The 19,965-nt window shown below is 63.4% G+C and carries 19 protein-coding genes; 10 read left to right on the forward strand and 9 right to left on the reverse strand.

The genetic code is table 11. From position 1 onward, the window contains the following. The first annotated feature begins 95 nt into the window (after positions 1 to 95). The 4 genes from dapA (at position 96) to ACB032_RS10270 (ending at position 4,467) form a co-directional block, all read left to right on the forward strand. Positions 96 to 968 (forward strand): 4-hydroxy-tetrahydrodipicolinate synthase, encoded by an 873-nt coding sequence (gene dapA / locus ACB032_RS10255; protein ID WP_060390637.1) that lies wholly within the window; start codon positions 96 to 98, stop codon positions 966 to 968. 94 nt (positions 969 to 1,062) lie between these two features. Next, positions 1,063 to 2,703 (forward strand): diguanylate cyclase, encoded by a 1,641-nt coding sequence (locus ACB032_RS10260; protein WP_065475442.1) that lies wholly within the window; start codon positions 1,063 to 1,065, stop codon positions 2,701 to 2,703. A 4-nt stretch (positions 2,704 to 2,707) separates the two neighbouring features. Next, entirely contained in the window at positions 2,708 to 3,811 is a 1,104-nt protein-coding gene (locus tag ACB032_RS10265) for an EAL and HDOD domain-containing protein (RefSeq protein WP_011707509.1), read from the forward strand. Positions 3,812 to 3,876: 65 nt separating this feature from the next. Then, the gene (locus tag ACB032_RS10270; RefSeq protein ID WP_371137873.1) at positions 3,877 to 4,467 is read left to right on the forward strand and encodes an HAD family hydrolase; all 591 of its coding nucleotides are present in this window, start codon (positions 3,877 to 3,879) and stop codon (positions 4,465 to 4,467) included. A 139-nt stretch (positions 4,468 to 4,606) separates the two neighbouring features. Here ACB032_RS10270 and hfq read toward each other — a convergent pair whose 3' ends face one another. Beyond that, on the reverse strand, positions 4,607 to 4,969 hold the full coding sequence (gene hfq / locus ACB032_RS10275; RefSeq protein ID WP_011707507.1) for an RNA chaperone Hfq: 363 nt from the start codon (positions 4,967 to 4,969) through the stop codon (positions 4,607 to 4,609). Positions 4,970 to 5,146: 177 nt separating this feature from the next. Here hfq and ACB032_RS10280 point away from each other — a divergent pair, with 177 nt between their 5' ends. From ACB032_RS10280 to ACB032_RS10290, 3 genes are read left to right on the forward strand one after another with little or no spacing between them, the layout of a single operon-like run. Beyond that, positions 5,147 to 6,427: a paraquat-inducible protein A gene (locus ACB032_RS10280; protein ID WP_011707506.1), complete on the forward strand. Its 1,281-nt coding sequence runs from the start codon at positions 5,147 to 5,149 to the stop codon at positions 6,425 to 6,427. Next, positions 6,420 to 8,066 (forward strand): intermembrane transport protein PqiB, encoded by a 1,647-nt coding sequence (gene pqiB / locus ACB032_RS10285; RefSeq protein ID WP_011707505.1) that lies wholly within the window; start codon positions 6,420 to 6,422, stop codon positions 8,064 to 8,066. Before ACB032_RS10280 ends, pqiB begins: the two co-directional genes overlap by 8 nt. Further along, a complete protein-coding gene (locus ACB032_RS10290; RefSeq protein WP_029304753.1) occupies positions 8,066 to 8,635 on the forward strand; it encodes a membrane integrity-associated transporter subunit PqiC in 570 nt (189 codons plus the stop codon). Before pqiB ends, ACB032_RS10290 begins: the two co-directional genes overlap by 1 nt. An 85-nt stretch (positions 8,636 to 8,720) precedes the next feature. On the opposite strand, the gene ompA is transcribed toward ACB032_RS10290, so the two are convergent. Continuing rightward, the gene (ompA, locus tag ACB032_RS10295) at positions 8,721 to 9,779 is read right to left on the reverse strand and encodes a porin OmpA (protein ID WP_011707503.1); all 1,059 of its coding nucleotides are present in this window, start codon (positions 9,777 to 9,779) and stop codon (positions 8,721 to 8,723) included. Positions 9,780 to 10,012: 233 nt separating this feature from the next. Between ompA and ACB032_RS10300 the strand changes: the two genes are divergently transcribed. Beyond that, the gene (locus ACB032_RS10300) at positions 10,013 to 10,747 is read left to right on the forward strand and encodes an ABC transporter substrate-binding protein (protein ID WP_043164613.1); all 735 of its coding nucleotides are present in this window, start codon (positions 10,013 to 10,015) and stop codon (positions 10,745 to 10,747) included. Between the two features lie 59 nt (positions 10,748 to 10,806). Here the strand turns inward: ACB032_RS10300 and ACB032_RS10305 are convergent, their stop codons facing one another. Continuing rightward, entirely contained in the window at positions 10,807 to 11,823 is a 1,017-nt protein-coding gene (locus ACB032_RS10305) for an SGNH/GDSL hydrolase family protein (protein ID WP_371137874.1), read from the reverse strand. Between the two features lie 237 nt (positions 11,824 to 12,060). Between ACB032_RS10305 and ACB032_RS10310 the strand changes: the two genes are divergently transcribed. Further along, positions 12,061 to 12,441: a YgiW/YdeI family stress tolerance OB fold protein gene (locus ACB032_RS10310; RefSeq protein WP_011707500.1), complete on the forward strand. Its 381-nt coding sequence runs from the start codon at positions 12,061 to 12,063 to the stop codon at positions 12,439 to 12,441. Between the two features lie 67 nt (positions 12,442 to 12,508). Here the strand turns inward: ACB032_RS10310 and mltC are convergent, their stop codons facing one another. The 5 genes from mltC to exeA all read right to left on the reverse strand — a co-directional run bounded on the left by mltC (position 12,509) and on the right by exeA (position 17,432). After that, entirely contained in the window at positions 12,509 to 13,609 is a 1,101-nt protein-coding gene (gene mltC, locus ACB032_RS10315; RefSeq protein ID WP_005305423.1) for a membrane-bound lytic murein transglycosylase MltC, read from the reverse strand. A 93-nt stretch (positions 13,610 to 13,702) separates the two neighbouring features. Continuing rightward, positions 13,703 to 13,975, reverse strand: a complete 273-nt coding sequence (locus ACB032_RS10320; RefSeq protein ID WP_005305420.1) for an oxidative damage protection protein — start codon at positions 13,973 to 13,975, stop codon at positions 13,703 to 13,705. 8 nt (positions 13,976 to 13,983) lie between these two features. Further along, complete coding sequence (gene mutY / locus ACB032_RS10325; RefSeq protein WP_371137875.1) at positions 13,984 to 15,045, reverse strand: A/G-specific adenine glycosylase; 1,062 nt, start codon at positions 15,043 to 15,045, stop codon at positions 13,984 to 13,986. A 60-nt stretch (positions 15,046 to 15,105) separates the two neighbouring features. Further along, positions 15,106 to 15,786 carry a GspB family T2SS assembly factor variant ExeB gene (gene exeB, locus ACB032_RS10330; RefSeq protein ID WP_371137876.1) on the reverse strand — a complete coding sequence of 227 codons (681 nt, stop codon included), beginning with the start codon at positions 15,784 to 15,786 and terminating at the stop codon, positions 15,106 to 15,108. Beyond that, positions 15,786 to 17,432 (reverse strand): type II secretion system protein ExeA, encoded by a 1,647-nt coding sequence (gene exeA / locus ACB032_RS10335; RefSeq protein ID WP_371137877.1) that lies wholly within the window; start codon positions 17,430 to 17,432, stop codon positions 15,786 to 15,788. The genes exeB and exeA overlap by 1 nt, the downstream gene beginning before the upstream one ends. A 272-nt stretch (positions 17,433 to 17,704) precedes the next feature. On the opposite strand from exeA, the gene ACB032_RS10340 reads away from it, so the two are divergent. Beyond that, complete coding sequence (locus ACB032_RS10340) at positions 17,705 to 18,943, forward strand: multifunctional CCA addition/repair protein (RefSeq protein ID WP_016352105.1); 1,239 nt, start codon at positions 17,705 to 17,707, stop codon at positions 18,941 to 18,943. 82 nt (positions 18,944 to 19,025) lie between these two features. Here ACB032_RS10340 and ACB032_RS10345 read toward each other — a convergent pair whose 3' ends face one another. Further along, positions 19,026 to 19,904, reverse strand: coding sequence for a hypothetical protein (locus ACB032_RS10345; RefSeq protein ID WP_371137878.1), 879 nt, complete (start codon positions 19,902 to 19,904; stop codon positions 19,026 to 19,028). Between the last annotated feature and the right edge of the window lie 61 nt (positions 19,905 to 19,965).

Raw genomic sequence — 19,965 nt, forward strand, 5'->3', positions numbered from 1 at the left:
ACCTCTCATCCCTGAGCAGATTCAAACCCCGGTTGCGCACATCGTACCGGGGTTTTTTATTGCCACATTCATGAGTCAACGGAGAAGGAAATTCCATGTTCAAAGGTTCAATCGTCGCCCTGATTACCCCCTTTCGACAGGGCAAGCTGGATGAAGAGGCGCTGGCGCGTCTGGTGGAGTGGCATATCGAACAGGGTACCCACGGCATAGTGCCGGTGGGCACCACGGGTGAGAGCCCGACCCTGACCCATGACGAACACTGCCGGGTGGTGGAGCTGGTGGTCAAGCTGGTGGCGGGCCGCATTCCTGTGATTGCCGGGGCCGGCTCCAACAACCCGGTCGAGGCGATCGAGTACACCCGTCATGCCGAGCAGGCGGGGGCCGATGCCACCCTGCACGTGGCCGGTTACTACAACCGCCCCAACCAGGAGGGGCTCTACCACCACTTCAAGGCGGTGCACGACGCCACCAGCAAGCCGATCATCGTCTACAACATCCCGCCGCGCGCCATCGTCGACGTGCAACCGGCCACCCTGGCCCGACTGGCCGAGCTGCCGCGCATTGCCGGGGTGAAAGACGCCACCGGCGATCTGGCCCGCCCCTGGACCGAACGCCAGCTGATCAGGAAGCCGTTTGCCTGGCTGTCCGGTGAAGATGCCACCGCCGTGGCCTACAACATCGGCGGCGGTCAGGGCTGCATCTCGGTGACTGCCAACGTGGCCCCCAAGCTGGTGGCCGAAGTGCAGAACCTCACGCTGGCCGGCCAGTGGCAAGCCGCGCGTGAGCTGCAAGACAAGCTGATTCCGCTCCATCAGGCGATGTTTGCCGAGCCGAGCCCCGCCGGTGCCAAGTATGCGGTCTCCCTGCTGGGCTTTTGCAGCGAGGAGTGCCGTCTGCCGGTGATGCCGCTGTCCGAGGCGACGCGCACCCGCATCCGTGACGCGATGCAGGCGTTGAATCTGTTATAAAAAGTGGGCTCTGGATCGCGCTTTTGACTGGCTAGTCAATTAAAGTGCAATGTTTGCCGATATACTCGCTTGGATACAACCAAGGATGACAGGCATGCAGGAATGGGATCCAGAGCACTTCACCAGTTTTGAACATCTCTGTGAAGTGACGCTGGCGGCAGTCAGGGAAAAAACCGAAGCCGAACAGATCTACTTGTGGCTGCGGGCGCCCGAGTCCCAGCTATACAGCTTTCAGCTCGAACAGGGGCTGGTCTGCCTGACTGCCGACGCCCTTGCTACGCTCCAGCTGCCAATCGTTTTCATCGAGCATGCCCTCGACAAGGGACAGCTGGTGGTGGAGCAGCTAGCCCACCCTCACGACATCTGGGAGACGGTTGAACCGCAGACGACACGCCTGCGCGCCTGTTTCCCGCTCAAGCGCCACAAGGGGCTGGAGGCAGTGGTCTATCTGGAGACCCGCCGCCGCCTCGATCGTCTCTCCCGTCGTCAGCAACAGAGCATTCAACTGCTGATGCACTATCTTGCCGCCGAGCTGGAGAGCCGGTTGCTCGCCAGCCAGATCGATCTGGAACGGGATCAACGACTGCATACCCAGGCCGATCTCATCCGCAGCCAGGCGCTGCAAGGCTCCTTCCTCAGCATGTTGCAGGCGCTGCATCAGGTGGGGGTTCAGCTCTCCCGCTGCGACAGCGAGCATCAACTGCTGCGCGAGGCCGTGGTGCTGGCCCGCCAGGAGCTGCAGTTCGATCGCATCGCCATCTTCCTGGTCGACGCCGAGTTCAAGACCATGCACGGGACCTGGGGTACCAACGAAGCGGGCGAGCTGATCGACGAACATCACTTCATCAGTCCCATTCCGGATCACCCCACGGTGCAGGAGGCGCTGCGCCGCAAGGATTATGTGCTGGTGCTGGAGGATGCGCCGCTCTACTACGAAAAGCAGGAGGTGGGGCGCGGCTGGAACGCCATGGTGTCGCTGTGGGACGGCGCCACCCCGATCGGCTGGATTGCGGCCGACAACCTGCTGTGGCGTCGACCGCTCAAGGCCTATCAGAGCGAGATCTTCAAGCAGTATGCGGCCATGCTCTCCCAGTTACTGATCCGCCAGCGCACTCAGGAGGCGCTTGAGCGTTTCAATCGTGAACTGGAGCAGCGGGTCAGCGAGCGCACCATGCAGCTGGCGGAGACCAACCGGGCGCTGGAGGAGGCCAACAAGCGTCTGTCGCTGCTGTCGCTGGAGGACCCGCTGACCGGCATCGCCAACCGCCGCCACTGGGATCTCACCATGCAGCGGGAGTGGGAGTGGGCGCGCCGCCATCAGAATCTGCTGGCGGTGCTGATGATCGATGTGGATGAGTTCAAGTCCTACAACGATCACTTCGGTCACGCCAAGGGGGACCAATGTCTGCAACAGGTCGCCGGTCTGCTGCAGGAGGCGGAGCGGCGGCGCACCAACCTGGTGGCCCGCTATGGCGGCGAGGAGTTCGTGATCCTGTTGTGCGGTCCGCAACCCGGCGAGGCGGAGAGATTGGCGGAGCAGATTCACCAGGGGCTCAGCGAATTAAAGATCCCGCATCCGGCCTCCCGAGTTGCTGATTTCATTACGGTTAGCATAGGCTTTAGCTATCTGGTTCCCTCGCTGGATGGAACATGGCAGAGCTTGACCGAACAGGCTGATCAGGCGCTCTATCATGCCAAATCGCAGGGGAGGGCGTGTACGCTAGCCTATCGGTGAGCCCATGTTGTTACGTCGCTATCCCATCTTCAACCGCCGCCTCGCCCTCGTCGCCTATGGCATCGACTATCAGCTTGCCGACCCGTCCGAATGGACGCTGCTGGCGGCCCAGTGCCGGCTGCTGGCACAGGGGCGGCAATACCTGCTGCCCTTCACTCACGAGCAGCTCGATGAACTGCGCCCCCTGCTGTTCGATCAGGACACCATACCGCTGGTCGAGGCCTCAGCCGATCGGCTGCCCGCCTCCTTCCCCGTGCTGGAACAGTGGCGCGACTACCGGCGCCGGTTGGCGGTGCACGGTGCCCAGCGCGAGCCGCGCTGGTTCAACGCCTCCCGGCTGCTGGTGTTCTGGATGGGTGAAGAGGGGATCCGCCAGCCGACCGAACACAAGCGGATGGCGCTCGACATAGAGACCTGGGGAGACTTCCTGCCGCTCAAGGAGGCGGGAGTCGACTTCTTCGCCGGCGGTTTTCTCGCCCGCCCGGAGCTGGTCAACCAGCGCGCCGCCCAGCCGGACATGAAGCTGGTGCAGGAGATACTGCAACTGATCTGCCGCGAGGAGTTCTCCTTCGCCCGGGTGGCCACCCTGCTGGAGCAGGATGCCTGGTTGCCGGGGCAGTTGCTGAGCTATGTCAATGCCCCCGGTTTCGATCACGCCAGCCCCATCGTCTCGGTCACCCGGGCGCTCTCCTATCTGGGGGAGCAGGAGATCCGCAAGTTCGTGCTCATCTACGGGCTGGCCAGGGTCAGCCAGCACATGCCGGAGGCCTGCACCCGCATGGCCATCGCCCGCGGCCGCTTCTGCGAGCTGATCGCCCTGAATGCGCTCGGCAAGGCGGCTGCCAGCTGGGCCTTTCTGGTGGGGTTGGTACTGGATGGCTCGCTGCTCTCCGAGCAGCTCAAGGCCCACCTGCCCAAGGACGTGAGGCGGGCGCTGGAGTCTCGCGAGGGGCCGCTCTTTCATCTGTTCCAGCTGGTGAAGAGCTATGAACAGGGGGATTGGCCCTTGCTGGCCCAGCTGGCGCCCACTTATCAGCTGGAGCCCGCCAGACTGACGCCCATCTATTTTCAGGCACAAATGTGGGGGCAAGCGTTTCTCGCCACCTAGGTCGTGGCGAGCAAAGATGGCTCTGGCTAGAATGAGGGCCCTTTGTTCAGAGACAGACTCCGCACATGACCCTATCCGGATTTCAAGGCCTGGTATTTGACCTCGACGGCACCCTGGTGGACTCCATGCCGCTGCACCTCGCCGCCTGGGCGCACACGGCCCGCGAATTTGGCTTTCACTTCGATGCCGACTGGTTTTATGAGCTGGGTGGCATGCCGAGCCGCAAAATCGCCCTGCTGGTGGCCGAGCAGCAGCAGATTGCGCTGGATCCGCTCATCGTGACCCGCTGCAAGACCGAACACTACGTGGCCAACCTGCACAAGGCGACCGTCTTCCCGGCCATGCTGGAACTGGTAGAGCGCTACCATGGCCGCATCCCGATGGGGATCGGCACCGGCTCGCCCCGTATCAATGCCGAGGCCGTACTGCGCAACACCAGGCTGGACCGCTACTTCCCCGTGGTGGTGACCGCCGATGACGTGGAGCTGCACAAACCCCATCCCGATACGTTTCTGCTGGTCGCGCGTCGGCTGGCTGTCGAGCCGGCAGGCTGTCTGGTATTCGAGGATACGGGGATCGGCGTGCAGGCCGGTCAGGCTGCGGGGATGCAGACCTGCATGGTCAGGGATGGCAGACCGGTCGACTTGCAGTATTGAAGGGAAGAGAGAGAAAACGGATGGATCCACTCGGAGGAAGAGTGGAGTCCATTCTCATACGGGACAGACATGATACATGAGAATGGACTCGGTCACCCTTTGACGCAGCAATGGCGTCGGGGTGACTCAGGCAAGAGCATTACTGCTCGCTGCTACCGCCGCCCTGGTTGTCGTCATAACGACCGGGCGCACCGTGGGGGCGCGGCGCCATGGAGACGCGGGGTTTGCGGGCACGCTGGATGCTGACCTGCGGCCGGCCGGAGTGCATGGCGATGGTGGAAATCTTGGCCTTGTAGACCAGCTGCTGATTGCCGTGGGCATCGGTCAACAGCACGCTGTACTGGTCGAAACCGCTGATGGTCCCCTCCAGCTTGATGCCGCTCACCAGGAAGATGGCGACCTGACTGCGATTCTTGCGCAACCAGTTGAGGGCAGAATCTTGCCCGTTCCCGAGGGAGAAGGCTTGCTCAATCGTGGAGTAGCTTGGGGATTCAGTTGTCATAAATTATTGTCCCGCGGAAAAAAAGTGGCGTTTGATTGTGCTAAATGGTCACTTGCTTGTCAAAGTCATTCTCACACCTGACCCGGATGGTGCAACGACAGGGCTGGTCGGCGCGGGCCGCTGCTGTAATAATTGGCGGCTCTGGCCCCGTGGCGGGCCTCATGCTGGGGTTTCATCTTGCATCCGGTTTCACACCAACACCAACCCACCTATACCCATGACGCCACCGCGTGCGAAGAGTGCGACCTGCTGGTGCCGGCCACCACGCTGGCCGTGGGGGAGGCGAGCAGCTGCCCGCGTTGCGGTCATACCCTGAGCCGCCATCTGCCGGAGCAGGAGCGCAGGCCCATCGCCTACGGCTTTGCAGCCATCATCATGTTCGTGCTCTCCAACTCCTTTACCTTCATGTCCTTCTCCGCCAAAGGGGTGGGGCAGGAGATGACCTTTCTGCAGTGCATCACCACCCTGGTGGATCAGGGCTACCTGTTCCTCGGGGCCGTGCTGAGCCTGACCCTGATCGGCCTGCCGCTGGTCTATATCGGTTCCATCATGCTGGTGCTGTGGCGGGTCGACAAGGATCTGCACAGCAATGCCCTGCGCTCCCTCGGCCGGCTGCTGTGCCGGATCAAGCCCTGGCTGATGGTGGATGTGTTCCTCATCGGGGTGCTCATCTCGCTGGTCAAGCTGATGGGGATGGCCGACATCAAGATGGGCCTGTCGTTCTGGGCGTTCGTCGGCTACACGGTGCTGTTGATCAAGATGATCTCGTCGCTGGACCGGATGTGGCTGTGGCAACGATTGTTCGGGCCGAGCGAGCTGCACGGGCTGACGGTGGAGGATGACGAGGCCAGCGCCATGACCTCCGGGCTGGTGGGCTGCCACATCTGCGGCGCCCTGAGCGAGGCCGGGGCCGACAGTTGCAAACGGTGCGGCGATCATCTGCACAGCCGCAAACCGGGTGGGCTGAATCGGACCTGGGCGCTGCTCTTCACCTCGGTGATCCTCTACATCCCGGCCAACCTCTATCCCATCATGGATACCGTCTTCCTCGGGGATGACAGCCCCTCTACCATTCTCGGCGGAGTAGTGCTGCTGTGGGCCATGGGCTCCTATCCCATTGCCGCGGTGATTTTTTTCGCCAGCGTGGTGGTGCCGCTGGTCAAGATCCTGGCGCTGCTGTGGCTCTGCTACATGGTGCAGCGTGGCCAGGGGGCATCGCCCCTTGGCAAGCTCAAGCTTTATCGCATGACTGAATTCGTGGGACGCTGGTCGATGATCGACGTCTTCGTGGTGGCCATCCTGGCGGGCCTGATCCGGCTCGACAACCTGATGACCATCTATCCGGGCCCTGCGGCCGTCGCTTTTGCGGGTGTGGTGCTGATCACCATGGTGGCAGCCATGAGCTTCGATTCCCGCCTGATCTGGGATTTACAACAAGGAGAACGCGAACGTGAGTGAGCGTAAGAAAAGGTGGAAACCCGGCTCTGATTTTCTGAGCTCGGCCGCCGCTATCTGGATGGTGCCGCTGCTGGCGCTGTTCATCGGGATCTGGATGCTGTTCCAGCACTGGTATTCACAAGGTCCCAGTTTCACCCTGACGGTGGCGACGGCCGAAGGCATAGTGGCGGGCAAGACGGTGATCCGCTCCCGCGAGGTGGAAGTGGGCCGCATCGAGGCGGTGGAGCTCAGCGAGGACTACAGCCATGCGGTGCTGAAGGCCCGTTTGACCAACGCCGCCGCCGGCATGCTCAAGAAGGACAGCCAGTTCTGGGTGGTCAAGCCCAGGGTCGGCCGGGAGGGGGTCTCCGGCCTCGGCACCCTGCTCTCCGGCGCCTACATCGAACTGGCACCCGGCAAGAAGGGCAAGGCGCGCGACGAGTACGCCATGCTGGACAAGCCGCCACTGGCCTCCCAGGACGCCAAGGGGCTGCGACTATCGCTGAGCAGCCGCGACACCCGGGCGCTCGGGGTCGGCTCGCCCATCAACTATCAGGGCTTCACCATAGGCCAGGTGGAAGAGGCGAAGTTCCTGCCCGAGAAGAGCGAGATGCAGTATCAGATCTTCATCAACGCCCCCTATGACGTGCTGGTGAGCAGCAACTCCCGCTTCTGGATGACCCCGGGTTTCGAGGTCTCCATGAGCAGCGAGGGGATGAAGGTGAAGATGGATTCGCTGGAGAGCCTGCTGGACGGCGGCATCACCATGGGGCTGCCGCCCGGCTGGGCGCCCGGCGAGCCGGTGAAGCAGATGGACGACTTCACCCTGTTCCAGGATCAGGCCAGCGTACTGGCCGGTAGCCTGGATCAGTTCATCGACTACGTGTTCCTGTTCGAGGACAGCGTCGGCGGCCTGCACCCGGGCGCGGCGGTGGAGTATCGCGGCATCCGGGTCGGCACCGTTATCTCGGCCCCCTATCTCATCGATGAGAAAGGGGTGCAGATGTTCCAGAGCCGGCAGATCCCGGTACTGGCGCGGATCGAGGTGCAGCGCCTCTCCCACCGCTATGCCAATGCGGAGAAGGAGCAGTGGCGTGCGCTGTTCGGCCGGCAGTTCAAGGAGGGGTTGCGGGCGACGCTCAAGACTTCCAGCCTGCTGACCGGGGGCAAGGTGGTGGATCTGAACTTCTATCCGGATGCGCCCAGGTTCCAGCCCACCAAGCTGGCGGGCTATCAGGTGTTCCCGACCGTACAGGCCGGGCTGGATCAGATTGAGCGCAAGGTGAACCAGATCCTCGACAAGTTCGTCGACATGGACACCGCCAAGACGCTGAACCAGGTCAACCACACCCTGGTGACCCTGGAGCAGACCCTGAAGAACGTCAGCGCGGTGAGCGCCAATCTGGACAAGTTCACCGGTCAGAGTGCGACCCAGCAGTTGCCGGCGTCTCTCAACGACAGCCTGAAGCAGTTGCAGAGCACGCTGCAGGAGTATGACGCCAACTCCCAGACCAACCAGGATCTGCGGCAGTCGGTGCAGTCGCTCAACCAGCTGATGCGCGAGTTGCAGCCGCTGGTGCATTCGCTCAACGAGCAGCCGAGCTCGTTGATTTTCGATCGGGCTCGTCCCCGTGATCCCGAGCCCAAGCGAGGTCAATGATGAAGAAACAGATGATGGCGCTGGCCTTGCTGGGCCTGCTGGCGGGTTGCAGTTCTGCGCCGACGCAGCTGCACTACTACTCCCTCGACGCCGAGGCGCAGCAAGCGGCCGCGGTGGTGGCTCAGCCGCAGCACCAGCTGGTGCTCAAGCCGGTGTCCCTCTCCGGCCAGCTGGATCGGATGAGCCTGGTCTATCAGCTGGAGGGCAAGGAACTGCACTTCGCCGAGTACCATCGCTGGGCGGGGTCGCTGGATGCCCAGCTCGATCAGCTGACCCTGAACGGCCTCTCCAGCCGCTTGCCGGGTTGGGTGGTGCGGCAGGACGGTGCCCGCAAGGGGCCGGTGTTGACCATTTCGGTGGAGCGCTTCCAGGGGCGCCACGACGGGCGCGCCGTGTTGAGCGGGCGCTGGCGCCTGCTGACCGAAGAGGGCACGGTACTGCGTGACGTCCCCTTCCAGCAGGTGCGGGTATTGCCGGCCGATGGCTACGGCACTCTGGTGAGCGAGCTGGGAGCTGGCTGGCAGCAGCTGCTCGACCAGATTGCGGCAGAGGTGCGCAAGAGCGCCTGACGCTGTGCCGATACAGCGACCCAAAATGGAACGGGAGGCCTTGGCCTCCCGTTTTTTATTTGTGGCTTTCAACCACGCTTGAGGATCACTGCTGAACTTCCGAGATCCCTTCGACCTTGACCTCAACCCGGCGATCTGGGGCCAGGCAGACGATCAGCTCTTTCTTGGACTTGCTGGTGCAGCTGTCACCGGTGACCGGATTGCCCTTGCCGCGACCTTCCACGTTGACCTTGCCTGCCGGCAGGCCCTTGCCGACCAGATAGTCGGCGACGGTCCGGGCGCGCTGCTCGGAGAGCTTCTGGTTGTAGGCATCGGAGCCGATGCGGTCGGTATAGCCGATCACGGTGGCGACGCCATCCTTGGGTCTGGCCTGCTCAATCTGGCTGTAGAGGTTATCCAGCGCCTGGCCGGCGGCCGGCTTGAGGGTGGCCTTGTTGAAGTCGAACAGCACGTCCGAGCTCAGGGTGAACTGCTTGTCGACCACTACCGGCTCGGGCGCCGGGGCCGGCACCGGTGCGGCCACCACGGGGGCTACCTGACCGAAGCGATAGACCACGCCGACCGCCAGCAGGCCGTTGTCGAGTTCGGCCCCGGTCTTGTCGAGCGCCTTGTCGCCGAGCGGGGTGGTGTACTGGTATTCGAGACGGGCGGCCCAGTCGCGGTTGAAGGCGTACTCGGCGCCTAGGGCACCGACGAAGGCGGCGCCGTTGTCATTGTCCAGCTGCTTGCTGTCGGTCCAGGCGTAGGCGCCCCCCAGGCGGGTATAGAGATCCAGGCTCTCGCTGACCGGCAGGCCGATCTTCATGGTGAGCTGGGCCAGCTGGGCTTTGATCTCGTCCCGGCTGATGTCGGTGGGGATCAGCTTGTCGGTCGCCGTGTACTTGTATTTGCCGAGCCAGTCATAACCGAGCTCGACACCGAGGTTCTGGTTGATTTGATAGCCGAGGAAGGCGCCGGCACCGACGTCATTCTTGTCTTCTTCGCTGATGGCGTAGTCGTCCTTGATAGCCTGGTTGTGATCGACGCCATAGAAGTTGGACCAACCCAGCTTGGCACCGCCATACCAGGTGTTGTCCTGTCCGGCTGCCTGGGCGTTGGCCGCAAGCAAGCCTGAAACCAGCAAGGTAATCAGTGTTTTATTCATGTTGAGCCTCTGCAATTTCATATTGTTGGGGGGAGGTTGATAGGGTCGCCTCTCCTTATGGGTCGGGGCTTATAGCACAGCCACAACAGATTAAGGGTAGTCGCTTTAAGCAGGTTCTCAACCAACTGATATAAAACATAATGTGATTACCATTGCCGCAATTTGCCGCGGGGATTTGCGCTCTGGCGAGGGAGCGCAATAGTTAACCGAGGCGGATTTGCTGCGAGGTGGGCATGAACATCAGATGGATATGGCTGTGCTGGGCATTGTGGCTGGCGCCGGGCTGGGCGGCCGAGACCCTGCAGGTGGTGACCGAGGACTATGCGCCCTACAACTATCTGGAGGAGGCCGACGTCAAAGGGCTCGGCACTGAGGTGGTGGAGGCCATGCTGGAGCAGGCCGGCTTCGAATACACGCTGGACATCTACCCCTGGGCGCGGGCCATCTCTCTGGCGCGCAGCCGCCCCAACGTGCTCATCTACAGCATCAGCCGCTTCCCCGAGCGTGAGGCGCAGTTCCAGTGGATCGGGGCGATAGCGCAGATCAATTTTCACGTCTTCGCCCTGGCCAAGCGGGACGACATCAAGCCGTTCAGCCAGCTGTCGCAGGCACGGGCCTGGTCCATCGGTACGGTGCGCAACGACGCGCTGGAGCAGTACCTGATCGGCCGCAAGTTCTCCAACCTGCAACGCAACAACAACCACGAGGCCAACATGCTCAAACTGCTGATGGGGCGCATCGATCTCTGGCCGGTCTCGCAGGAGACGGCCAACTACTACGCGCGCCAGGCGGGCTATGGGCCTGAGACCCTCAAGATAGTGCACGACATCGAGGATTTTACCGGGGGCGATCTGTACGTGGCGGCGAGTCTGAAGACGCCGCCCGAGGTGATCAAGCGGCTGCAGGAGGCGCTGGCCACCATCAAGCAGAACGGCATCTACGACGGCATCGTCAAGCGCTACCGCTGAGCGGTGGGCCCGCCGGGGCCGCACAATAAAAAGGGCCGACTGTCGTCGGCCCTTTTTCATCAGTGGGCGAGGAACTCGTATTGAGCCTCGATGAAGGCGCCGGCCCGCTCGCTCAGGGCGGCGTGCACGACGGTGGTGGGGTGCACCTGATCCCAGAACATCTTGCCTTCGCAGTCGAGGGTGCTGGCGCTGCGCCGCACCATGGGGCTGGCAACGGCCTGGGCCAGCAGCGGGTTGCCGGCGATGGCGAGCCGCTCTTGCGGGTTGAAGGCGGAGAGGCTGCTGTCGCTGGCGATGCTGGCTGCACTGCGGGAGGCAAACGGCTTCCACACATAGCCGCCGCCGTAGCAGGCGTTCTCGGTGTCACTCAGACCGAAGTTCTGCGGTTCGCGCAGCATCTCGGCGAACTGCTTGTCGATCTCGAACAGCTTGACGATGCCGGTGGGGGCCAGCTGGCGTGCCAGGTTCAGCAGCAGCTGGTTGTGGTAGGCGGAGACATGGCTGGCCGCCTCGACCACCTTCTGGCTGCGGGCCGAGGGGTTCTGGCCCAGATCCGGCAGGTTGAACAGTAGAATCTGCTTGGCGCCGTTCAATACCATGCGGTTGGCCGCATCGCTGATGGCGTCGCGCACCCGCTTGGCATCCTGCTCGGTGTTCCAGCCATAGGCCAGGTAATCGTTGGCGCCGACCCAGAGGATCACCAGATCATCGGGCTTGAAGCTGTCCTTTTGCAGGAACTGGGTCACCTCGTAATCCAGGTTGTTGATGACCTGATACTTGGGATTCCAGGAGATCTTGTTGTAGGCCACCGCGGTGGCGCCCCCTTCCGCCTCGTTGGCGATGGTCAGCCCCGGGAACTGCTGGGTCAGTTGCTCCAGCCAGACCGGCCCGTTGGAGAAGCGACCCTGATAGTAGGGAGGGCTGGAGGGGAGATAACCGCGCATCTTGCTGTACATCTTGCCGGTATCGGAGAGGCTGTCGCCAAACATCACGATCCGGGAGAAGGCGGGGCGACTGTCGGCTGCCTGAACTGTCAGCGCGAAGAGTCCCAATAAACACACAAACCATTTCTTCATCTTGTTGTTCTCATTGGTTGGAAGCAGGTGGTGCCTGCAGGCTGTTCCTCGATAGGCAAAGGTGCTGGGAAGCTGTTTTGCCATCTTGCAGGGTATCTAGCCGAATTTAATTTCGCAGTATGCGATATGGATTAAATCGATTACGGTCACACCGCTGTCCCCCAGATGGGGAGGCTTCACGTTTGTTTCACGCACCGGCCGGCACACTGCTCCCGTACCCAATGACAGGAGCATGAAATGAACAAGGCAAGCGTAATCGGTCTGTTGACCCTGATGTCCATCTCTTCTTTCGCCATGGCGGCCTATACCGGCCCGCAGGAGCAGAACAAGGTGTCCGTCGCGCAGTTGAAGGATCTGGCCGATGACAGCTGGGCCACCCTGGAAGGGAAGCTGGTCAAGCACCTGGGCGGCGAGAACTACATGTTCCGCGACGCCAGTGGCGAGGTGGAAGTGGAAGTGGATCAGGATGTGTGGCGCGGCACCGAGGTGGGCCCGGACGATCTGATCCGCATCCGTGGCGAGGTGGACCACAGCTGGAACAAGACCGAAGTGGAAGTGGAGAGCCTGGAGAAGGTGGGCGCCGCTCCGCAGAGCAAGGGCGGTTTCATCGCCAAGTAAGGCCTGAATTCCTACGCCAGACGTAACAAGGGCGCCTCCATGAGGCGCCCTTTTGCTGTTGGTCTGCTTAGCCGGTGCGGGCCAGCGTGCGCTTGAACCCCTTCTCGGCCTGATTGACCTTGTAGAGATAGCGTCTGGCTTCCGCCTTGGGGTGCTGTTCGGTCAGGATCTGGTACACCGCCTCGGGCGAGAGCTGGTTGATCATGCCGGGCGCCGCCTTGCGGTCGCTGGAGAAGGTGTTGAGCACCCCGCCGGCGCCGCCGTTGTAGGCGGAGATGACGGCGTAGCGGCGCGAGCGCGGATCTTGGATGTCCACCAGATAGACAGTCTGCAGCAGGTGCAGGTAGGCGGTCCCGACGTCGATGTTGTAGGCCGGGTTGAACAGGTCCTCCCGGGTCGGCTGGCCGCTCTTGCCCTTGACCCGCACGTAGACGTCCCGCCCGGCGGTGGCCGGGATCACCTGCATCAGGCCGTAGGCGTTGGCATGGCTGACCGCATAGGGGTTGAAGCTGCTCTCGGTCTTGATCACCGCGTAGATCAGGCTCTCGGCCACCCCGTACTTGCGGGAGGCTTCCCGGATCAGGCTGGCGTACTTGTAGCCCCGTCGATCCTCGTGGTTGGCTACCATGGGGATGTCGACGAAGAAGATGGTGCGAATGCCGAGGGTGCGCTTCTTCATCGCCGTGTTGAGCAGGTAGTCGGCATAGCGCTCGGCGCGCCAGTCGAAGCGGATCGGCTGGCCCTGGTTGTCCAGCACCTGGCCGTAAAGGAAAGGCTCGCCGCCGGGCAGGATCTCGGCGTCGGAGTAAAGATCCACTTCCGCCGGGTCGTCCGGGGTGAGCAGGGTCTCGATGATGGCGCGGCGCAGGTGGGAGCGCGGGTCGATGCCGGAGACGGTCTCGACCATGATGTGGCCGCTGGAGAAGTCGATGTGGGCCCGGCTCTTGTACTGATCCGTGTATTTGACGTAGTCAAACTTGCCCGCAAACAGCGCCTCACGCCCCCATATCTCGTTCACATTGTGGGAGAGCGCGCTGATCATGTGTTCGAAACCGCGGATGTCCTTGCCGTTGACGAGATCGTCATCCTCGTTGCCATTGGGCTTGGGGGAGGATGAGCAGGCAGAGAGAAACAGCAGGGTGCACAGCAGCCAGAAAATTCGGCCCATAGAGTCCTCAAACTGGGCGGCGGGCCGCCCGTCACTTCCGTCGTTGCCGTGAGTCGGCGGGGCCGGCCTGCGCAGGCCGGCCCCGTTCACGGATTATTTGCTGGGCGGGGTATAACCGTCGATGGCCACTTCACCTGCTTCGAACAGGTAGTTCACCATCTCTTTCTCCAGCAGCTGGCGATGCTCGAGGTTCATCATGTTCAACTTCTTCTCGTTGATCAGCATCACCTGCTTCTTCTGCCACTCGGTCCAGGCTTCCTTGCTGATGTTGTCAAAAATGCGCTTGCCGAGTTCACCGGGGTAGAGCTGGAAATCGAGACCCGGGCCCTCTTTTTTCAGGCGCTGGCAAAATACGGTACGGCTCATGTTGACCTCTATGGTTGTAAGTCCGGATAGGCGAGCAGACGGGCCGTGGCGGCCGCCAGACCCACCTCTGCAGGATGGCGTAAGTTATACCAGAGTCGGTTATCCGCTTCCATGAGCAGGGGGGCCGGCGGCGCGTCGGTTTCGAGCAGCATGGGCCGGATATCGAGGTGAAAGTGGCTGAAAGTATGGCGAAAACCGGCCAGTTCACGGGGTTCGCTGCCGGTCAGGCCGAGCCGCTGCAGCAGCCCTGCTACCTCGGCGTCCGACTCCACCTGGGGAAAGCAGTAGAGCCCGCCCCAGATCCCTTGCGGTGGCCGCTTCTCCAGCAGCAGTTGATCGCCGTGGCGGATGAGCAGCATGATGCCGGTACGGGCCGGGATGCTCTTCTTGGGCTTGCTGTTGGGGTAGGCGGTGGGGTTGCCCTGCGACAGCCCCTGGCAATCCTCCCGCACCGGGCAGCGCTCGCAAGCGGGCTTGCTGCGGGTGCAGACGGTGGCCCCCATGTCCATCATGGCCTGGTTGTAGTGGGCCACCCCGAGCTTGGGGGTGAGGCGGGTGGCCAGCTCCCACAGATCGTTCTCCACCTGCTTCTGGCCGGGCCAGCCGGGCAGGGCCAGCCAGCGGGTGAGTACCCGCTTCACGTTGCCATCCAGAATGGCGTGGGGCTGGCCAAGGGAGAGGGAAAGCACGGCGCCCGCGGTGGATCGGCCGATCCCCGGCAGCGCCATCACCTCCTCCAGCCGTTCCGGGAAGAGGCCACCATGGAGGTCGCGGATCTGCTGGGCCGCCTTGTGCAGGTTGCGGGCACGGGCGTAATAGCCGAGCCCGGTCCAGTGGTGCAGCACCTCGTCGATGGGGGCGTCTGCCAGTGCCAGCACGTCGGGAAAGCGGGCCATAAAGCGCTGATAGTAGGGAATGACCGTAGCGACCTGGGTCTGCTGCAGCATGATTTCCGAGACCCAGACCCGGTAGGGGGTCTTCTCCTGTTGCCAGGGCAGGGTCTTGCGGCCGTGGAGCTGATACCAGTCCAGGATCCTGGTGGCGAAGGTGGTGTTGTTCGGATTGCTCACGTTGTTCTCATGTTATTGATTAAAAAGGGGAGCTCTCAGGCTCCCTCTTGAAATGGTGGTTCAGCCGCGCCAGTCCTGCAGCGCCTTGAGGCTGACGTTCTGGCCGCCCACCTGCAGGATGATGTAATCCTGGGCGATGGCGAGCAGGGTGACGCCGGGGGCGACCTCGCTGCCTTCCCGGTAGGTGCGCCCGTTCAGGGTCACGGCCCGGTTGGCCGGGTTGGAGGAGAAGACGTGGGCACCGTAGGCCAGCGGCGGCACCTGCTGGCGGAGCGCCTGCGGCAGGGCGTTGAGCGGCGTGGCCTGCAGCTCGGCAGGCACCTGCGGTGGCGTGCTCTGCTGCAACGGGGTGTTGTTGAGGGCATTGAGGATGCGCTCGGCCAGCCCCTGGCTGCTGTCGGCGGGTGCCGGTGCGGGTTGGGCATCGGCCTTGGGGATGACCACGGGTTCGGGCGGCGGCGGTGGCAGCGGACGGGTGATCATCGGCCTGGGCTCGACCCGCACGAAGGGCGGCGTCACCACCTCCTTCACCTCCACCGTCTTCTCGATGGGGCGGTTGTTGAGCAGGTGCCAGCCGTAGTTGGCGGCGGCCCCCATCACCAGTGCCAGCGGGGCCAGCAGCCACCAGATCCAGCGCCTGGGTTGTTCCTCTTCCTGGCTGACCGGCAGCCCCATCGCCGGGATGTGCGGGGTGAACTGGGGCTGGTCGGCCCGCCGCAGCGCCTTGAGCAGGGTGGACATCAGGAAGCCTCCTCCGACAGTGTGTTGATAGCCTCGTCATCCTCTGCCGGATCCAGCTTGGCCGGCTTGCTGGCCCGCTGGGCAGGGTCTTCCAGCTTGGGCATGGGTTCACCAGCCATCACGTTGAGGCGCAGCAGGGTGTTGCTGCCGGCGATGCCGTCCGGGTTCAGCCCCTGGGCGCGCTGGAACTGCTGCAGCTTGGTCTTGAGCTCGGCATCGAAGCGGCGGACCTTGCGATCCGGCTGCTGCAGGGCCCGGCTGAGGGCGTTGTCGAGCCACTGCACCTGGTTGGGGCCGGCGTTGTTACCGATCAGGGTGACGCCACCCTTGGGCATGCGCCACAGCAGGGTGTAGCTGCCGCCCCAGTAATCGCTCAGCCACTGTCTGTCCACCTGCCAGCTCTGGTTGCCGATGAGCAGGTTGGCCTTGTCGGGCCCGAGGTTGACCAGGGTGGCGTAATAGGTGCCGCCGGTCTCGTCGGTCAGGCTGACGAGGGCGGGATACTGCAGGGCCTGCAGATCGGCCAGGGAGGCCTCGCCCTCCTGGCAGCGCAAGCCGGCGCGCGGGGCGTTGTCGCAGGTCGCCTCTTCCAGCTCGGTCTGGTAGCCCCACACCTTGTAGAGATTCTGCATGGCGCTGTCCGGTTCCAGCGCCTGATTGATGGCGCGGGTCAATTGCTCCTGCTGCTCCGGGGTGTCGTCCACCTTGACCGGCACCTCCACCGTGACCACCGGGCGGGTCGGGAAGAAACCGAAGAACTGCCAGCCCCACCAGCCGGTGGCCACCAGCAAGGCGCCGACCAGCGCCACCATCAAGCCGGACTGCCAGGTGCCCTCGTCACGGATGCCGCTCACCTCGAAGGCCGCCAGGCTGATGTCGCCGTGGACTATCTTGTGGCTGCCGCGGGCGAAGGCGGCGATCAGGGCGCGGTCGCAGATGAGGTTGATGAGGCGCGGGATGCCGCCGGAGAGGCGATGCAGGGTCTGGATAGCTTTAGGGGTGAAGATGGGCTGCACGCAGCCGGCCACCTGCAGGCGAAAGCGGACATAGGCGTCCACGTCCTGGCAGGAGAGCGGCAGCAGGTGGTAGCGGGCGGTGATGCGCTGGGCCAGCTGGCGCAGCAGGGGCTGGCGCAGCATCTGCTGCAGCTCGGGCTGGCCGATGAGCACCACCTGCAGCAGCTTCTTCTCGTCGGTCTCCAGGTTGGTGAGCAGGCGCAGCTGCTCCAGCACGCCGGGCAGCAGGTGCTGGGCTTCGTCCACCAGCACCACGCTGCGCTTGCCTGCCGCCAGATTAGCCAGCAGGTGATCGCGAATGAGGTCGAACAGCTGCTTGAGGCCGGCATCCTGGCCATAGGCCAGCTGGAACTCGTCGCAGATGGCCGCCAGCAGATCTCGTTCGGTCAGGGATGGATTGAGGATGTAGGCGATCTCGGTCTCGGCCGGCAACTGCTGCAACAGGCAGCGGGAGACGGTGGTCTTGCCGGTGCCCACTTCCCCGGTCAGCAGCACGAAGCCGCCCCCATCCTGCAACCCGTAGTTGAGGTGGGCGAGGGCTTCCCCGTGGCGTTCACTCATGTAGAGGTATTTGGGATTGGGCGAGATGGAGAACGGGTGCTCCGACAGACCGAAGAACTGTGTGTACATAAGGATCCATTCCGTTGTTATGGGCGGCAGGTTAAAGCCTCCCCAAAGGGATGTCAAAGACCCGGATGCCATAAGGGGGGCCAGCGCGCACCCTGATTTGCCGGCGGGAGAAAGGGTGCCGCCGGGTTGGCTGGCGAGGCGGGTAACGAGGGGCGTTTTGCCTCTCATGGGGCCGTCATGGGCTCGTCCCCGCCGACGGGGCCATGGGGCAGCCATAGTCTCCACCGGCCAAACCGGTATAATCGGGACAGGTTTATCAAGGGAGACACAGCTTGCAGACTTATCTGGTTGGGGGCGCAGTGCGGGATCGCCTGCTGGGATTGCCGCAGGGCGACAGGGATCACCTGGTGGTCGGGGCGACCGTGGAACAGATGCTGGCGCTGGGCTTTACCCAGGTGGGCCGCGATTTTCCCGTGTTCCTGCACCCCAAGACCCAGCAGGAGTACGCGCTGGCCCGCACCGAGCGCAAGCAGGGGCGCGGTTATACCGGCTTCGTCTGCCACGCCTCGCCGGAGGTGACGCTGGAACAGGATCTGCTGCGCCGGGATCTCACCGTCAACGCCATCGCCGAGGATGAGGCGGGACAACTGCACGATCCTTATGGCGGCATCGAGGATCTGAAACAACGGCTGCTTCGCCACGTCTCCCCCGCCTTTGCCGAAGATCCGCTGCGCATTCTGCGGGTGGCCCGCTTCGCCGCCCGCTTCCACGCCCAGGGCTTCGTGGTGGCCCCCGAGACGCTGGCGCTGATGCGCGAGATGACCGAGGCCGGCGAGCTGGCCCACCTGACCCCGGAGCGGGTCTGGAAGGAGCTGGAGAAGGTACTGCTGGGACCGACCCCCCAGGTGTTCTTCGAGGTGCTGCGCGAGTGCGGCGCCCTGGCGGCGCTGTTCCCCGAGCTGGATGCCCTGTTCGGGGTGCCTGCCCCCGCCAAATGGCACCCGGAGATCGATACCGGCATCCACACCATGATGGTGCTGGCACAGGCCTGCCGGCTTTCACCCGAACTGGCGGTGCGCTTCGCGGCGCTGTGCCACGACTTTGGCAAGGGGCTGACCCCGCCGGAGTTCTGGCCGAGCCACCACGGCCACGGCCAGAAGGGCTTGCCGTTGATCCGCGATTTCTGCGAGCGGTTCCGGGTACCGAACGAGTGCCGCGATCTGGCGCTGCTGGTGAGTGACCTGCACACCCATATCCATATCGCCTTCGAGCTCAAGCCGGCGACCCTGCTCAAGGTGTTCGACAAGGCCGATGCCTGGCGCAGGCCGGAGCGCTTCGCCCAGCTGCTGGACGCCTGCCGCGCCGACTTTCACGGCCGCACCGGTTTCGAGGAGCGGGTCTATGCCGAGCCCGACTATGTGGCGCAGGCGCTGGCGGCGGCCCAGGCCGTGCCGGTGAAGGAGATAGTGGCGGCCGGGTTCAAGGGGGAGGCTATTCGCGAGCAGCTGGCCAAGCGGCGGCTCGACGCCATCAGCCGGGTGCGCGACGAGTGGACCTTCCTCGAGGATTGACGAGGCAGGAGACGAAGCATGGACAAAAAAGCCCGGGTCACTGACCCGGGCTTTTTCATTGCTGCGCTTGCACGGCAGGCGGCTATTCACCTGGGCCGAAGCGTTCCCGCACGGGATCGTAGAAGTAGGCCTGATAGTTGAAGTCGATCCCCTCGATGTAGGGATTCTCCAGCCGAAACAGCCGGCGGGTATGGAGGTGGGCGAAGCTCAGGGAGGGTTTGAAGGTCTTGAGCCAGAGCGCCTGCAGGGAGCCATCGCGCCAGGCGGCCTTGAGCCCCTGCTGAACCCGCGTGATGGCCTGTTGGTTGCTGTTGTGGGTGAAGAAGACCCTGGGCAGCGGATAGTAGAGCGCCACGTTCTCATCCATCACCAGCCCGAGTACATCCCTATGGTTCAGTTTCTCCTGGGGCAACTCGTTGATCCCGCGGCAGAAGAGTGCGAAGCGGCCACGCGCCACCATCTTGAACAACTGCTCGTAGCCCTCCACCTCCTGCACCTTGAAACCGGCCCGCTGCAGGATCTGCACGTCGAGCCAGCCCTTGCCCTGACCGATGTCGAAGCGCTTGAGCCCCTCCAGGCTGGTCACTCCGGCGACGGCGCTCTGCTGCTCGGGGCTGACGAAGCAGATGCGGTAGCTGACGATGCCGAGGTGGATGGGAAAGCGCACGTAGTCGATGCCGCTCATGTCCCGGTCGGAGCGGTAACTGTCCATGGCGAACAGGTTGGGGTAGTCGTTGAAGCGCAGGCTGACCCACATCCGGGCCAGGGTCATGGGGGGCGCGGCCTGCATCCGGTAGTCGCCATGGCTGGCGCGGGTCTTCTCCAGCGCCAGGCGCAGCAGCTCGCGATCATAGGTGCTTCTGGGATCGTGCTCGCTCTCCGGACTCATGTAGGTGAACAGGGTCGGGCTGGCCAGCACGGGCAGGGCCAGCAGCAGGGCAAGCAGCGGGGTCCAGTGCATCATGAGCTCCTGTGAAAGGCTGAGACTCCTCTGAGTGTAGTGGCTCTCCCCGGCGGCGAGC

The sequence above is a fragment of the Aeromonas sp. S5(2024) genome (assembly GCF_041403025.1).
Taxonomy (GTDB): domain Bacteria; phylum Pseudomonadota; class Gammaproteobacteria; order Enterobacterales; family Aeromonadaceae; genus Aeromonas; species Aeromonas hydrophila.

Bases quoted from the DNA above. Each gene is read 5' to 3' on its own strand.
- ACB032_RS10320 (WP_005305420.1), bottom strand. From the start codon at position 13,975: ATGAGCCGTACCGTATTTTGCCAGCGCCTGAAAAAAGAGGGCCCGGGT.
- ACB032_RS10265 (WP_011707509.1), top strand. From the start codon at position 2,708: ATGTTGTTACGTCGCTATCCCATCTTCAACCGCCGCCTCGCCCTCGTC.
- dapA (WP_060390637.1), top strand. From the start codon at position 96: ATGTTCAAAGGTTCAATCGTCGCCCTGATTACCCCCTTTCGACAGGGC.
- mltC (WP_005305423.1), bottom strand. From the start codon at position 13,609: ATGGGCCGAATTTTCTGGCTGCTGTGCACCCTGCTGTTTCTCTCTGCC.
- ACB032_RS10345 (WP_371137878.1), bottom strand. From the start codon at position 19,904: ATGCACTGGACCCCGCTGCTTGCCCTGCTGCTGGCCCTGCCCGTGCTG.
- ACB032_RS10270 (WP_371137873.1), top strand. From the start codon at position 3,877: ATGACCCTATCCGGATTTCAAGGCCTGGTATTTGACCTCGACGGCACC.
- ompA (WP_011707503.1), bottom strand. From the start codon at position 9,779: ATGAATAAAACACTGATTACCTTGCTGGTTTCAGGCTTGCTTGCGGCC.
- ACB032_RS10310 (WP_011707500.1), top strand. From the start codon at position 12,061: ATGAACAAGGCAAGCGTAATCGGTCTGTTGACCCTGATGTCCATCTCT.
- exeA (WP_371137877.1), bottom strand. From the start codon at position 17,432: ATGTACACACAGTTCTTCGGTCTGTCGGAGCACCCGTTCTCCATCTCG.
- ACB032_RS10305 (WP_371137874.1), bottom strand. From the start codon at position 11,823: ATGAAGAAATGGTTTGTGTGTTTATTGGGACTCTTCGCGCTGACAGTT.
- ACB032_RS10290 (WP_029304753.1), top strand. From the start codon at position 8,066: ATGAAGAAACAGATGATGGCGCTGGCCTTGCTGGGCCTGCTGGCGGGT.
- hfq (WP_011707507.1), bottom strand. From the start codon at position 4,969: ATGACAACTGAATCCCCAAGCTACTCCACGATTGAGCAAGCCTTCTCC.
- ACB032_RS10260 (WP_065475442.1), top strand. From the start codon at position 1,063: ATGCAGGAATGGGATCCAGAGCACTTCACCAGTTTTGAACATCTCTGT.
- ACB032_RS10300 (WP_043164613.1), top strand. From the start codon at position 10,013: ATGAACATCAGATGGATATGGCTGTGCTGGGCATTGTGGCTGGCGCCG.
- exeB (WP_371137876.1), bottom strand. From the start codon at position 15,786: ATGTCCACCCTGCTCAAGGCGCTGCGGCGGGCCGACCAGCCCCAGTTC.